Annotated in this window: 13 protein-coding genes; 8 read left to right on the top strand and 5 right to left on the bottom strand. The window is 58.9% G+C overall.

The genetic code is table 11. The features are described 5' to 3' along the window. The first annotated feature begins 173 nt into the window (after window positions 1-173). The 3 genes from lpdA to ACIOWL_RS19165 all read left to right on the top strand — a co-directional run bounded on the left by lpdA (window position 174) and on the right by ACIOWL_RS19165 (window position 3855). Window positions 174-1553, top strand: coding sequence for a dihydrolipoyl dehydrogenase (gene lpdA / locus ACIOWL_RS19155; protein ID WP_400388900.1), 1380 nt, complete (start codon window positions 174-176; stop codon window positions 1551-1553). 115 nt (window positions 1554-1668) lie between these two features. Next, a complete protein-coding gene (gene sucB / locus ACIOWL_RS19160) occupies window positions 1669-3390 on the top strand; it encodes a 2-oxoglutarate dehydrogenase, E2 component, dihydrolipoamide succinyltransferase (RefSeq protein WP_400388903.1) in 1722 nt (573 codons plus the stop codon). 114 nt (window positions 3391-3504) lie between these two features. Next, window positions 3505-3855 carry a hypothetical protein gene (locus ACIOWL_RS19165; RefSeq protein ID WP_400388906.1) on the top strand — a complete coding sequence of 117 codons (351 nt, stop codon included), beginning with the start codon at window positions 3505-3507 and terminating at the stop codon, window positions 3853-3855. A 97-nt stretch (window positions 3856-3952) separates the two neighbouring features. Here ACIOWL_RS19165 and ACIOWL_RS19170 read toward each other — a convergent pair whose 3' ends face one another. Then, window positions 3953-5293, bottom strand: a complete 1341-nt coding sequence (locus ACIOWL_RS19170; protein WP_400388909.1) for a protein kinase — start codon at window positions 5291-5293, stop codon at window positions 3953-3955. A 257-nt stretch (window positions 5294-5550) separates the two neighbouring features. Between ACIOWL_RS19170 and lipB the strand changes: the two genes are divergently transcribed. The 3 genes from lipB to ACIOWL_RS19185 all read left to right on the top strand — a co-directional run bounded on the left by lipB (window position 5551) and on the right by ACIOWL_RS19185 (window position 8190). Then, complete coding sequence (gene lipB, locus ACIOWL_RS19175; protein ID WP_400389085.1) at window positions 5551-6225, top strand: lipoyl(octanoyl) transferase LipB; 675 nt, start codon at window positions 5551-5553, stop codon at window positions 6223-6225. Between the two features lie 31 nt (window positions 6226-6256). Next, the gene (gene lipA, locus ACIOWL_RS19180) at window positions 6257-7258 is read left to right on the top strand and encodes a lipoyl synthase (RefSeq protein ID WP_400388911.1); all 1002 of its coding nucleotides are present in this window, start codon (window positions 6257-6259) and stop codon (window positions 7256-7258) included. A gap of 182 nt (window positions 7259-7440) precedes the next feature. Next, entirely contained in the window at window positions 7441-8190 is a 750-nt protein-coding gene (locus ACIOWL_RS19185; protein WP_400388914.1) for a DUF4191 domain-containing protein, read from the top strand. Between the two features lie 101 nt (window positions 8191-8291). Here the strand turns inward: ACIOWL_RS19185 and ACIOWL_RS19190 are convergent, their stop codons facing one another. Next, on the bottom strand, window positions 8292-8729 hold the full coding sequence (locus ACIOWL_RS19190) for an RDD family protein (protein ID WP_400388917.1): 438 nt from the start codon (window positions 8727-8729) through the stop codon (window positions 8292-8294). A 262-nt stretch (window positions 8730-8991) separates the two neighbouring features. Here ACIOWL_RS19190 and glnA point away from each other — a divergent pair, with 262 nt between their 5' ends. Continuing rightward, window positions 8992-10416, top strand: coding sequence for a type I glutamate--ammonia ligase (glnA, locus tag ACIOWL_RS19195; RefSeq protein ID WP_400388920.1), 1425 nt, complete (start codon window positions 8992-8994; stop codon window positions 10414-10416). A gap of 94 nt (window positions 10417-10510) precedes the next feature. Beyond that, complete coding sequence (locus ACIOWL_RS19200) at window positions 10511-10876, top strand: hypothetical protein (RefSeq protein ID WP_400388922.1); 366 nt, start codon at window positions 10511-10513, stop codon at window positions 10874-10876. A 10-nt stretch (window positions 10877-10886) separates the two neighbouring features. Here ACIOWL_RS19200 and ACIOWL_RS19205 read toward each other — a convergent pair whose 3' ends face one another. The 3 genes from ACIOWL_RS19205 to ACIOWL_RS19215 form a co-directional block, all read right to left on the bottom strand. After that, window positions 10887-11354 carry a nucleoside deaminase gene (locus ACIOWL_RS19205; RefSeq protein ID WP_400388925.1) on the bottom strand — a complete coding sequence of 156 codons (468 nt, stop codon included), beginning with the start codon at window positions 11352-11354 and terminating at the stop codon, window positions 10887-10889. 152 nt (window positions 11355-11506) lie between these two features. After that, window positions 11507-11998, bottom strand: coding sequence for a DUF1990 family protein (locus tag ACIOWL_RS19210; protein ID WP_400388928.1), 492 nt, complete (start codon window positions 11996-11998; stop codon window positions 11507-11509). 6 nt (window positions 11999-12004) lie between these two features. After that, window positions 12005-15031, bottom strand: coding sequence for a bifunctional [glutamine synthetase] adenylyltransferase/[glutamine synthetase]-adenylyl-L-tyrosine phosphorylase (locus tag ACIOWL_RS19215; protein ID WP_400388931.1), 3027 nt, complete (start codon window positions 15029-15031; stop codon window positions 12005-12007).

Raw genomic sequence — 15031 nt, forward strand, 5'->3', positions numbered from 1 at the left:
CTACTTTTATGTGCACGAAGGTGACTCATACGCGCCGACGGTACTAAGGTAAGTTTTGAAACATCACCGTAGATTTCTCTCACGCGCTTCACCGCGCGGTGCACCAATCTGCGACCCGATCCCCAGGCCGGCCAAAGTCGGCCTCACTTAGCTAATTACGAGGGAGCGTTCACGTGGCCGATTCGGCAGCAACGCAAGAATTTGATGTCCTCATCCTCGGCGGTGGATCCGCTGGATACTCGGCAGCCTTGCGCGCCATCCAGCTGGGCTACACCGTCGGTCTGATCGAGAAGGAAAAGCTGGGCGGCACCTGCCTGCACACCGGCTGCATCCCGACCAAGGCCTACCTGCACGCCGCGGAGCTGGCCGAGAATGCACGTGAGGGCGCCAAGTACGGCATCAACTCCTCGCTGCAGTCGATCGATCTGGCTGGTGTCCGTACGTACAAAGACGGCATCGTGGCCGGCAAGCACAAGGGCCTGCAGGGCCTGCTGAAGATGAAGAAAGTCAACGTTATCACCGGTAACGGACGCCTCGTCTCGCAGGATTCCATCGACGTTGATGGCACCGTCTACAAGGGCAAGAACATCGTTCTCGCCACCGGCTCGGAGTCCAAGACCTTCGGCCTGGAAATCGGCGGCCGCGTACTGACCAGCACCGAAGCACTGAACATGGAAGACCTGCCGAAGAGCGCTATCGTTCTGGGCGGCGGCGTGATCGGTGTCGAGTTCGCTTCGGTCTGGAAGTCTTTCGGCGTCGACGTCACCATTGTCGAGGGCCTGCCTTCGCTGGTTCCCAACGAGGATCCAGCGATCATCAAGAACCTGGAACGTGCATTCAAGAAGCGCGGCATCAAGTTCAACACCGGTGTCTTCTTCGAAAAGGTTGAGCAGGACGCTAACGGCGTGAAGGTTTCGCTGGCCGACGGCAAGACCCTGGAAGCCGACATCGTTCTGGTGGCCGTGGGCCGCGGTCCGGTGACCGCTAACCTCGGTTTCGAAGAGCAGGGCATCACCATTGATCGCGGTTTCGTGATCACCAATGAGCGTCTGCACACCGGCGTTGGCAACATCTACGCCATCGGCGACATCGTTCCAGGTGTTCAGCTGGCGCACCGCGGTTACCAGCACGGCCGCTTCGTGGCCGAGGAAATTGCAGGCCAGAAGCCGACCATCATCGAGGACATCAACATCCCGAAGGTCACCTTCTGCGAGCCTGAAATTGCCTCCGTTGGCTACTCGGAGCCAGCTGCCAAGGAGAAGTTCGGCGCCGACGCGATCGAGACCACCGAATACAACCTGGCCGGCAACGGCAAGTCCTCGATCCTGGGCACCAGCGGCATCATCAAGATGGTCCGCGTCAAGAACGGCCCGATCGTTGGCGTACACGGCATCGGCGGCCGTATTGGCGAGCAGATCGGTGAAGCACAGCTGATCGTGAACTGGGAAGCTTACCCAGAAGACGTTGCACAGCTGATCCACGCGCACCCGACTCAGAACGAAGCCCTGGGCGAAGCCGCAATGGCTTTGGCTGGCGCTCCTCTGCACGGCTAATCACGCATCAAGTCATGCTGGCGGCGCGGTTTCAGCCGCGCCGCCAGCATGAGCTAGGCTCGGAGGCAACGCCTCCGACACAATTCAAGCTTTATATATGAGGAGATACGGGACGATGTCTGAAACCGTAAACCTGCCCGCACTGGGCGAAAGTGTTACCGAAGGTACGGTAACCCGCTGGCTGAAGCAGGTCGGTGACCGCGTAGAGGTTGACGAGCCGCTGGTGGAAGTTTCCACCGACAAGGTTGATACCGAAGTTCCTTCACCAGTTGCCGGCATCATTGAAGAAATTTTTGTCGCCGAGGACGAGGAAGCCGAAGTTGGCGCTCCCCTGGTTCGTATTGGTGATGGTTCGGGTGCCGGGCAGGCTGCTGCACCGGCCGCTCCTGCCGCTGAAGAAGCACCCGCTGCCGCCCCGGCAGCCGCGGAGGCACCGGCACCTGTGGCCGCTGAGGCTCCTGCCGCCGCTGCACCTGCGGCCGGCGCCGTTTCCGGCACCGAAGTGACCCTGCCAGCCTTGGGCGAATCGGTCACCGAAGGTACCGTCACCCGCTGGTTGAAGGAAATCGGCGAGGAAGTGGCCGTTGACGAGCCGCTGCTTGAAGTTTCCACCGACAAGGTCGACACCGAGGTTCCTTCCCCTGTGGCAGGCACCCTGCTGGAAATCCGTGTTCCGGAAGATGAGACCGCTGAAGTTGGCTCGGTACTCGCAGTTATCGGTGCCGCTGGCGCCGCTCCTGCAGCACCAGCCGCTCCCGCTGCCCCGGCACCGGTTGCCAAGGAAGAAGCTCCAGCTCCAGCCGCTCCGGTTGCACCTGCAGCCCCTGCTCCGGCAGCCCCGGCTCCAGCACCGGTAGCCGCTCCAGCTGCTGCTGCCGCTCCGGCTGAGGCCGCCGAGTCCAACGATTCGGGTTATGTCACCCCGTTGGTTCGCCGCCTGGCAAACCAGCACGGCATCGACATCGCCTCGGTCAAGGGCACCGGCGTTGGCGGACGCATCCGCAAGCAGGACGTGCTTGACGCCGTAGCCGCCAAGGAAGCTGCTGCTCCGGCACCGGCCGCTGCCGCACCGGCTGCTGCCAAGCCAGCTGCTCCTGCGGTTGAGGCTTCGAGCCTGCGCGGAACCACCGAAAAGGCTCCACGCATCCGTCAGGTGATCGCCCGCCGCATGCGCGAGTCGCTGGAAGTTTCGACTCAGCTGACCCAGGTCCACGAGATCGACATGACCCGCATCGTCAAGCTGCGCGGTACTGCCAAGAACAACTTCAAGGCAGTCAACGGTGTCAACCTGACCTACCTGCCGTTCATTGCCAAGGCCGTCGCCGAAGCACTGAAGGCACACCCGAAGCTGAACGCCGAGTACAACGAAGAGACCCAGCAGATCACCTACCACAATGCCGAGCACCTGGCATTCGCTGTGGACACCGACAAGGGCCTGCTGGTTCCTGTTGTTTCCAACGCGGGCGATCTGAACCTTGCTGGCCTGGCCAACAAGATTGCTGATGTTGCTTCGCGTACCCGCAGCAACAAGATCGGTCCGGACGAACTGTCCGGCGGCACCTTCTCGATCACCAACATTGGTTCGGTTGGCGCACTATTCGACACCCCGATCATCAACCAGCCGCAGGTTGCCATCTTGGGCACCGGCGCCATCGTGAAGCGCCCAATGGTCGTCACCGACGCCGAGGGCAACGACTCGATCGCCATCCGCCACATGATGTACCTGTGCCTGACCTACGATCACCGCCTGGTTGACGGCGCAGATGCCGGTCGCTTCCTGCAGACCGTCAAGGCACGTCTTGAAGGCGGCGCATTCGAAGGCGATTTGGGCCTGTAAGGTTCGAAGACTTCAGCGCTTCTAGCAAGGGGAAGTTCTCCCGTCGGTTATCCGGCGGTGAGGGCTTCCCCTTGCTGTTTCTACCGTGCGTCGAACTTCGGCTAGGCTAGGAGTATGACTTTCGCACTTTCTCTCCTCGTGTTTCTGCACGTGCTCGGTGCGGCCGCGATCTTTGGCGGCTGGCTAGCAAACTTCAAAACCCCGACAGTCAACATTTGGCAGTGGTACGGTGCCCTGTTGCAGCTGGTCACCGGGCTTGCACTGGTGGGCCTGGTCGAAGCACAGGGTGGAGACCTTAACCACATCAAGATCGGCGTTAAGGTAGTTATCGCCTTGGGCATCGCCGTGGCAGCGTTCATCGGCCGGAAGAAGGTCAAGGCCGGCGAAGAGGTTTCCACCGGCATCGCCCACGCGGTTGGCGGGCTCGCGCTCATCAACATCGCTATCGCTGTGATCTGGACCTAATCCAGCAGCAAACCACCACACACCGTGAGCGGCCGTTTTCATGAATTCATGAAGACGGTCGCTTCTTCGTTTAACGATTTCGCTCAACCGGCCGCATTCATTGGGTACGGCTATGCACCAGACCTAAACGCCATTGCCCGTCAACCAGCTCGACTTCCACCCGGATCCATTCGCCCTCCCCCGCCGCGACCTGATGCCTGATAGCTCCCGCGGAGTCGACATAGCTATAAGCGCTCTGCGTCGAGTACGCATTGAGAACTACGGTGTTTGCGGCGCCACGGGCCTGGACTGAAATATTTTCCATGCTGGTTGCAAGCCCTTTGAAGCGAAGATTCAGTTCGCTCATCGTGGCCAGGGTTTGCCGATCCCTCAAAAGCTGATCCGATCCCTCGACATAGATCTTCGCTAGCGCACGAGCATCTGATTCATTCATCGCGCGATCACGTTGCGCAGAGAGCTCCAGGAAACTTGCGATCACCGTGTCCGCTTCGAAGGCGCAGGCCGGTACTTCGCCCACGTCCAAAATGCGGCAGCCTGCTTCATTGACCGGAGGGGCGGCCTGAGCCGCAGGGTCTGCATTCGGACCGGGCAGGAGGTATTTCACGCCAAAGAAGCTGGCAGCCATCACCAGAGCTCCCGCCGCGAGGGTGATGACGATTTTGGCCCCACCGGGAGTTCGTCGAAGCAGGTGGCCGTGCCAGTCCGAATCGATCTTTGACTGACGGCATCGTTTGCGGGAATCCGCGGCCAGGCGCTCCCTGCCCCGACGCGCAGAGCGTCGCTCAAGCTCAGGGTGGATCGTATCCATTAATTGATTGCCATCGGGGTCGATGAATCCCTCCCAGCGAATCGGTTGCGCCGGTGTGCTCGAAAACAATGTTCTGGCAAACTGGTCGGCGGTGGGCCGCAGCCGCGGATCCTGATCCAACGACTGCGCTAGCAGCTCCTGGATGATCTGTGGAACCAACGGAAATTGAACGCGCACCGGAGGCCTGAAGTGGGCCTCGTCGGGCGGCTCACCGTCCAAGAGGTACCAAAGGCAACTGCCCAATGCATACACGTCTTGGGAGCCGAATACTTCCTCCTCCCCGCCTTGGAGCGCCAGAGGATCCACAAAACCCGGTGTGCCGGCCGTAGCAGGAACGTCCTGCCCCAGCGATGACTCTTGAAAATCAATAATCTTCGGCATACCTTGCGCCGTTAACAAGATGTTCGACGGAGAGATGTCACCGTGGCGCAGTCCCTCAAGGTGCAACCCGGCAATGGTCTGGGCAATCGGGGCCAAAGCGGTGACACATTCGCCAAGCTCAAAGGCAGAACGCTGTGTCACCAATTCAGCAATGCTGCCCCCGGGGCAGTACTCCATCAGCAGGCCCTCACCTAGTTGAGTTGTCAGCAAACCGTAAATATCGACGACATATTTCCTTGCAGTAGTCATACTCTCAAGCCGCCGAGATGCCACATTTTCCATAGTTTGGCTAAGTTTCAGCACCATATACTGCTGATCCGATTCACGGCGAATAAGCCAGACTTTGCATGGTGACTTGGTACTTAGCGGCTTAACTGTCATGTAGCCGGGGCAGGTGGGCCAGGCCAAAACATTTGTTGATTCATCCATGTTCCCGTTCTACCAAAAACCGTGAATTGCAAATTCGTTATCCACAAGCGCACCTGTTCGCGGTGAATTAGCGACCGCTGGTTCAACGGCGTAGGGTAACCCCCATGGCGATCGAATTCGAAAGAGTCGGACTCGGCACAGAGTATATTCCGTATCAGCAAGCCTGGGACTACCAAATCCAGCTGCATGATGCGGTAGCCGCGGACGAACTAACCCCAAAAGTCCTTTTCCTCGAACACGCAGCAGTGTATACGGCTGGCAAACGGACTGAACCCGAGGACCTGCCTCTCGACGGAACACCGGTAGTGGAGGTGGACCGAGGTGGAAAACTCACCTGGCACGGACCTGGCCAACTTGTTGGATACCCCATCGTCAAGTTGCGCAAAATCAGCGCGATTCGGCTGTATGTGGAAACCCTCGAACAAGCACTGATCAATGTAGTCGACGAATACGGCATCCCAACCGTGCAGGTTAAGGGACGATCCGGAGTCTGGGTACCCGGTGCAGACGGAGAGCAGGACCGAAAGATAGCGGCCATCGGGATCCGCATCAACCACGGTGTAACCATGCACGGTTTCGCATTAAACTGCTCCAACGATTTGAACGCGTATGAGCAGATCATTCCGTGCGGTATCACCGATGCCGGTGTCACCACTATTTCCAAGGAACTTGGATACGACGTCTCGCCTAGCGACGTAGTCGATCGTGTTCAACAGGAGCTTGAGCGTCTCCTCACTCCCCAGGTCGTATAGAGTACAAACCCTTCCTCAGAAAGAACAGTCAATGAGCATCGAGCCAGAAGGTCGTCGACTACTACGCGTTGAAAAACGCAATGCTGCCGTTCCCGTTGAACGCAAACCAGAGTGGATCAAAGCAAAACTTAACATCGGCCCCGAGTACGTGGGCCTAAAAAATCTTGTGCAGTCCGAAGGACTTCACACGGTCTGCGAAGAAGCAGGCTGCCCCAACATCTTTGAATGCTGGGAAGACCGTGAGGCTTCATTCCTCATCGGTGGATCAGAATGCACCCGACGTTGTGACTTCTGCCAGATCGACACTGGCAAACCATCAGCCTTGGACCGCTCCGAGCCGTTCAAGGTCGCCATGAGCGTGAAGAAGATGGATCTGCGTTATGCCACCGTCACCGGTGTTGCTCGAGACGACCTCGAAGACGAGGGTGTCTGGCTTTATGCTGAAACGGTACGGCGAATCCACCAATTTAACGAAACCACCGGCGTGGAACTGCTGATTCCAGATTTCTCCGGAAAACCAGAAAATTTGGACGCCATCTGTGATTCCGCCCCGGAGGTGTTCGCCCACAACGTTGAAACGGTTCCGCGCATCTTCAAGCGCATTCGCCCGGCGTTCCGCTACGAGCGCTCATTGGGAGTCATCACCCATGGCCACCAACGCGGCATGATCACCAAGTCGAACCTGATTCTGGGAATGGGCGAGACCCGTGAAGAAATCTCCGAGGCCATGCGCGACCTGTATGAGGCCGGTTGCGATCTGCTGACCATCACCCAGTACCTGCGACCAACCGAACGCCACCTTCCGGTTGATCGCTGGGTCAAGCCCCAAGAATTCATCGAGCTTCAGCAGGAAGCCGAAGAACTTGGGTTCGCCGGGGTCATGTCCGGTCCCCTGGTTCGCTCTTCCTACCGTGCTGGACGGTTGTGGGCCGGTGCGATGCGCAAAAAGGGCCGTGAAATCCCTGAGGCCTTGGCGCACATCGAGTCCTCCGGCGACACCCGCCAGGAAGCCGCTTCGCTAGTTCACAGCTAGAAGTCCAGGCTGACACTCGGTAGACACCACCACTGCTCTCGTCCCGACCCGAAGTTGATCATCGACGATTCACACTTCGGGCCGGGACGTTGTGCGTTTTCACACATCTTTAGTGAAGTGCGTCCGGCAAATTCCCGCTCCGGATTAGATCTCATAGATTCATCGCGTAGAATTGAGGCACTATGGCCAAAAACTCCGACAACGACGCTGCCTCGCAACCAAAGCGTGGGCTTTTTTCGCGTAAACCAAAAGCTGAAAAGCAGAACAAAGAGCCCGGTCGCCTCAAGCAGATCGGCCAAGTCTTCCAGATGACCCGCCGCCACGACCCTATGGTCGTTTGGTGGATGGTGCTGGCTGCCCTGGGAATTATTGCCGTGGGCCTCGTTATCGGCTTGCTGATCAATAACTGGGTCACCACGCTGATCATTTCGATCCCATTGGCTCTGCTCGCTGCGATGTACATCATGTCCCGCCGCGCAGAGAAGGCCGCCTTCTCGCAGTTGGTTGGTCGCCCTGGCGCTGCCGGCGCAGCGATGAGTGTGCTGCGTCGCGGATGGATCCTCAAGGAGGAGCCAGTCGCCTACAACCGGCATCAGGATCTTGTCTTTATGGCAATCGGCCGCCCTGGAGTGGTGCTGGTTTCCGAAGGACCGAAGTCCCGAGTGCGTGATCTGATCATTTCCGAACGCAAACGTGTGGGTCGTGTCCTACCGAACGTTCCCATCCATGTGATCAACGCCGGTCAGGACGAAGACCAGGTCGCCTTGGAAGATGTAGCCAAGAAGATGAAAAAGCTGCCCAAGTCGATCACCAAGCTTGAGGTGAGCGCCGTTGAAAAGCGGCTGAGCACCCTGACTGCGAATCGTCTGCCGATTCCAAAGGGTATCGACCCGAATCGTGTACGCCCGAATCGTCGCGCAACACGAGGCTAGTCAAATCAAAAGAAACCGCATCAATCGATGCGGTTTCTTTTTTGTCTCAGGTCCTTCCCCAGGGATCACCACAGCGTTTTGAGGCTAGGACTAACGACGCCTTAACGGATCTTCACCAGAATGCTCTTGGCGAGGCGGTCATGCAGGCCGCGCTGGTCCTTGTCAACGATGAGTACCGGGACAAACAAGCACAGCAGCACCGATCGGATCAGCCCCTGCAGGGGCTTGACCGCCGAACCATTTATCGACTGAACCTGCATCCCAAAAATACGATGTCCAATGGTGTGCCCGGTGATCCCCACACCGACGATCTGCCCCAGACAGAACAAACCAAGTGTTGCCAAATCACCAAGATCAAAAAGCCACCAGCTCAGCAACATCGACAAGGCCCAATCAATACAAATTGCTCCAAGTCGGCTGGGTAGACGTCCGATTGAGCCAGGGCCCTTTTCTGGACGACCCAGATGTTCCCCCGGCCAGCGTTGAGAGTTAAGCTGGGGCGGGCCTTCAAGCCATGAACTAAAGTCTTTGCGTTCCACAGCTTAAGTCTATCGGTGCACCCTGTGTGTATGATTTTCCGGATTTCCCACCCGCGCAGGAATGTTACAACACGGTTTTTGCACTGGTCAGAGACGCACGACACGCCCGAACTTCGCGCTTGTAACGCGGACGAAACAATCGAGACACCAATAAGAAACGGATCCTAGGTAAGGTTAACGAGTAAGCAAGAGAACAGATCAGATCACTTCGCATGATCGTTCGGTTTACCAAACTCAAATCTCACCAGGGAGTAACCTGCACATGTTTAAGAGTCCAGAAGAAGCTTTGGCTTATATCGCCGAAGAGGGCATCAAGTTCGTTGACGTTCGATTCACCGACCTACCAGGTGTTCAGCAGCACTTCAACGTGCCAGCAAAGTCCGTAGATGCAGACTTCTTCGTGAACGGCCAGCTGTTCGACGGATCTTCAATCCGTGGCTTCGCTGGAATCTCCGAATCAGACATGCAGCTGGTCCCGGATGTCACTACCGGCTTCATCGATCCTTTCCGTATCGAAAAGACCTTGGCATTCAACTTCTCGATCATCAACCCACGTACCGGTGAGCCTTACCACCGTGACCCGCGTGGTGTGGCCGAGCGTGCTGAAGCATACTTGGAGTCAACCGGCATCGCCGACACCGCGTTCTTCGCACCTGAAGCAGAGTTCTTCATCTTCGAAGACGTCCGTTACGAATCCAACCCACAGGGCGCGTTCTACAAGATCGATTCGGACGAAGCTCCATGGAACACCGGCCGCAAGGAAGAAGGCGGCAACCAGGGTTACAAGACCCCTTACAAGGGTGGCTACTTCCCAGTTTCGCCAACCGATAAGCAGGCAGACCTGCGCGATGCAATTTGTGTCGAGCTGGACAACGCCGGGCTCGAAGTTGAGCGCAGCCACCACGAGGTTGGCGCCGCCGGCCAGGCTGAGATCAACTACAAGTTCAACACCATGGTTCACGCAGCCGACGAACTGATGCTGTTCAAGTACGTGGTGAAGAACGTGGCTGATGCTTGGGGCAAGTCCGCAACCTTTATGCCAAAGCCAGTATTCGGCGACAACGGCTCGGGCATGCACGTGCACCAGTCGCTGTGGAGCAACGGCGATCCGCTGTTCTACGACGAAAAGGGCTACGCAGGCCTGTCCGACACCGCGCGCTGGTACATTGGTGGTCTGCTGAAGCACGCTGACGCGGTGCTGGCCTTCACCAACCCAACCGTGAACTCCTACCGCCGTCTGGTCAAGGGTTACGAAGCACCGGTCAACATGGTGTACTCGCAGGGCAACCGCTCGGCTGGTATCCGCATCCCGATCACCGGTTCGAACCCTAAGGCCAAGCGTATTGAGTTCCGCGCACCGGATGCCTCCTCGAACCCATACTTGGCTTTCGCAGCACAGCTGATGGCTGGCCTGGACGGCATCAAGAACCGCATCGAGCCTGCTGACCCGATCGACAAGGATCTCTACGAGCTTCCTGCGGAGGAAGCCAAGGACATCCAGCGTGCGCCGGAAACCCTTGAGGAAGCACTGAAGGCTCTGGAAGCCGATCATGACTTCCTGCTCGAAGGCGGCGTATTCACCGAAGACCTGATCCAGACCTGGGTTGAGTACAAGCGTGAAAACGAAATCAAGCCACTGAGCCTGCGCCCGAACCCATACGAGTTCGAGCTGTACTACGGCTGCTAATCTGAGGTTCGCGATACCCGCGAATCACTAAAGGCTGGGTTCCACCAATTTTGGTGGAACCCAGCTTTTTTGTTCACAGCGGTAGGCTGAGTCTATGGACTATTCACAGTGGGTCAGTGTGCAGCGCGAAGACGGTGAAACCGTGGGGTACCTTGATCCGTGCGATCCGGACTACAACCAGGTGATTCCGCGTAATATTCTCGGCCACGCAGTGACCGAAGGCTGCGAGTATTTGACCGGTGAAGAATTACTCCTCGAACGTGGCATCCGCGAAGTCATGGACACTTGGGTCCTCGATGACGGCTCAGCGGAGCGCACCGAGGTACTGAGCATTGTTGAGGTCTCTCCACAAGGGATCGTGCTTGCCAATGCCCTGCGCACCAAAGCGTTGCAACCCACCGAACGAATCCACGTATCCTGGCCTGATATCGCTCGCCGGCTCACCATTTCTCACGGCTAAGCTGCAATGGCTAGTATTCCTTTTTGTCGGCTTTCGCGGCCCAGGATTCAAAGGCGCCACGCGCTGAGTCCAACTCGACCTTGGTGAAGGGAATGCGGCGTTCGCCCATAGGGAGCTCTAGTTCGGTGTAAATGAAGTTGTCGTCAAACCCAATATTAGCGGCATCTTGGCGGTCGTTAGCATAATAGACGTGCTTGAATCGCGCCCAGTAAATGGCGCCGAGACACATGGGACACGGCTCGCAGCTGGTGTAGAGCTCACACTGGGACAAGTCGAAAGTCCCCAACACCTGGCCCGCTAGGCGAATCATGTTGACCTCGGCGTGGGCCGTCGGGTCGGAATCGTGAACCACGGTGTTGTACCCCGCGGCGATCACAGTGCCGTCCAGGACCACCACCGCACCAAATGGACCGCTGTCATCACTGTCCAAAGCCAACATCGATTGGTCAACAGCTGCCTGCATAAAGCGTAGATCCATGACGTACTCCCCCTCGTCTGCGCGGTTCATCCGGAGGAACCGGATTCACCGAACCAAATTGGAACCGTGACCCCAGCCTATCCCCTCCCGCGCCAAGAACGAGCAGGACAGGGCGAAATCTTGGCTGGTGACTGCCCAACACCTGTCCCTACCTACGGTTGCTGTTGCCTCAGTGCCCGCCTGTAGCGCCGCCTGACGAGTTTTTGCGTAAGGAGCAGTAGTGGGAAAAGTATTCTCCATAGCCGGCGGTCAGAAGCGGTCGTGAGCGAGCGGATCTCCAAAAAGACCGCTGGCCCCTGCCGTTGCAGGATGAACGCTTCTTCGCCGGAGACCGGATGCCCGGGCAGGGTGCGGTACGCGAACCCTGCTAGGTTAGCCTGGTCCACCAGATCCGATACCTCAACGGGTTCATGAATGGTGAACGGTCCAACCGGTACGGTGATGACCGGCCGTGCACCGACACTCACCTTCTCTTGCGGGGTGAGACGAAAACCGCTGCGCGTTTTCACTTCCCAGCGCAGTAGCGCCTGCACCGACTGAGCCCAGAAGTCCTCCCCCAAGCCGAGGTACCACCGTTGCTGCCATACGCGGTATTGATCGCTGGCGACGTTCCACTGCTCTTGGTGAATTTGTGTCAGGGACATCTTGGGTCAGTTTTCAAAGCCGTAGAAGAGCTGCTCAAACAATGCGCGGGAGTGCCTGGTGGCCCGTAAATAGTCCTCTTCCAGCTCCATACCGGTATTCGGTTCGTAGCCGCACCAACGCGCCACCGCTTCCATATCCCGTGCGGAGCTGGGAAGCACGTCACTTGAACGCCCGGAGGTGATGATTTCCGCGGACCGGATACGTGTGGCCAACCGCCAAGCGATATCCAGCTGTTCGGCCTGTTCCTCGGTGATAATTTCCAAGGCCGCCAGCTGATCCAACGCCAACAGCGTGGAGGGCGTACGTAGTTCATGATGTTTCCACGCATACTGCAGCTGATAAAACTGCACCAACCACTCGACATCTGAGAGCGATCCACGCCCCAGCTTCAAATGCCGATTGGGATCGGCACCGCGTGGCAGGCGCTCGGCTTCCACCCGCGCTTTGATCTTCCGGATTTCCTTGATCTCCGCATCGTTCAGCCCTCGCCCATAACGAATCGGTTCAATGAGCACCATGAAGTCTTGGCCGAGCTGTTCGTCTCCGGCAAACGGGCGAGCACGTTGCAACGCCTGGCGTTCCCAGACCTCGACCCAGCGTTCGTAATACGCCGCATAGGAGTCGAATGAACGGACCAAGGCTCCCTGCCTGCCCTCGGGGCGAAGGTCTGAATCAATTTTCAGTTTGACCTCAGCGGGGATGGCGGGCTTCAGCGGTTTCGAACTCCACGACATCAGCTCGGTGACCACACGCGAGGCTTGTTCCTGGGCCTGCTGGTCTGTGGCGCCGGCCTCCGGGCGCTGGACGTACAGCACATCTGCATCGGAGCCATACCCGATCTCCGCGCCACCCTGGCGGCCCATGGCGATGACGGCAATGCGGGTGTGCGCGCCGTGTTCAGCCTGATCCGCCGCGAGCAGCACCTTGAGAATACCGTCGATCATGACCCCGTCGATGTCGGAAAGGGCCTGACCCACCTGGTTGACTTTGAGCAACCCCGCACCGTCAGCCAGTGCGACCCGCAAAAACTCGCGTCGGCGGACCAACCTGATTTGCCGGATCGCTGCCTCGGGCTGTTTGGTTCGCTGGATGATCGCCGCGTTCTGCTGCAGCAGGCTCTCGCGGCTTTGCGGCAGCAGCGAGCTGTCGGTACCCAGCCAGGCGGCCGCGGCCGGCTCGTTGGCCAGCAGGTCCGTCAGGAAGCGGGTATTGGACAACAGGTGGCTCAACCGTTCGGCGGCGGCATTGGTGTCGCGCAGCATCCCCAGGAACCAATGGGTTTTGCCCAGAGATTCACTGAGCCGGCGGAATCCCAAGAGCCCGGCATCCGGGTCCACCCCGCGGGCAAACCAATCCAAGAGCACCGGCAGCAGCTGACGTTGCAGCGCGGCCCGCCTGGCAACCCCGCCGGTGAGCGCCTCGATGTGGCGCATGGCGGCCTTGGGGTCCAGATATCCCAGGGCGCGCAGTCGGGCCTGCGCGGATTCGGCCGTGAGCCTGACGTCGTCAGCCGACAGGTTGGAGCTGCTGACCAACAACGGGCGGTAGAAGATCCGCTCATGCAGTGAGCGCACCAAACGTTTGGTCTCATTCCAGCGGCGCAGCAGTTTCTCAGGGCTGGTTGCCTGCAGGTCTCCTGCCCCGCGGATCGCCCGAGCCAAGATCCTCTGGGCATTTTCACCCCGCGACATCAGGTGTGTGCGGCGCAGCTGGCTCAGCTGGATTCGGTGCTCCAGCAACCGCAGAAAACGATAGGACCCGTCGAAGTTGGTGGCATCTTCGCGGCCAATGTAGCCGGTCTCGCTCATCGCCTGGATGGCCAGTGTGGTGGTGGGAACCTGGATCGAGGGTTCAACGCGGCCGTGGACCAGTTGCAGGAGCTGCACGGTGAATTCCACGTCGCGCAGCCCGCCAGGGCCGAGTTTGATCTGCCATGGCACGTCGTCCTTGGAGATATTATCGCTCACCCGTCGGCGCATCGCCTGCACCGATTCAACGAACCCGTCGCGTTCCGAGCTGGACCAGACCATCGGCGAGACCATCCGCTCGTAGGCGGAGCCCAGGTCCGCATCCCCTGCAATAGCCCGGGCCTTGAGCAGCGCCTGGAACTCCCACGAATGCGCCCAGCGGCGATAGTACGCCTCATGGGATGACAGGGTGCGGGTCAAGGCCCCGTCCTTGCCCTCAGGCCGCAGGTTGGGGTCCACCTCCCACAACATTGGTTCCGGGCCGGGAACCATCAGGGCGCGTGCGGTATTGCCGCACAAGACCGTGGCGATCGCCGCGGCGAGGTCTTCCTCGATCCCCGGCAACGAACCGTGCACGTAGATGACATCCACGTCGGAAATGTAGTTCAGTTCCCGGGCCCCGCATTTGCCCATGCCGATTACCGCCAGCTTCACCTGGTCAACCTGCTCGGGCGAGTACTGCTCTCCGGCCTCGGCACGAGCCACCGCCAGCGCACCTTCAAGGGCGGCGGCGGCCATGTCAGCCAGTTCCGCGGCAACCTGGGGCATCACCCACTGCGGCTGGGCGGCGCCCAGGTCGCGAAACGCCAGGGACAACAAGGCCAGTCGGTAGCTGACACGCAGTTTCTGCCGCGCTTCAGCGCCGGTGCAGGCCGCAACCCAGTGGCCGTTGGGTGTCTGCTCAGCACCTACCGCCGCCAGCATGCTTTCGCGCAGGTGCTCTGCGGAAACCGGGACGAACCCGGTGGAGGGTGCCTTGCTGACGATCTGCAGCGCATCTTCGCAGCGAATGAGGAACTCACCCAGCGCAGACGAGCTGCCAAGCAACCGCAGCAGGGCCTGGCAGCTATCGGATTCCAGAAATAGTTTGGCAGCCTGCGGATGGCGATCCACCAAGCGAAGGGCAAGCAACAACGCCTGATCAGGATCCGGCGCATGCGCCATCATCTTCACAATCAGTTGCGGGTCCAAGGCGGATAGCTCCTTGGAATCAAGAAATTTCTTGGCCCGTTCGATGTCGGAGAATCCGGCATTGATCAGCGATCGTGAGGAAACTTCTGTCAT

Source organism: Glutamicibacter sp. NPDC087344, assembly GCF_044744225.1.
In the GTDB taxonomy this organism is placed as follows: Bacteria; Actinomycetota; Actinomycetes; order Actinomycetales; family Micrococcaceae; genus Glutamicibacter.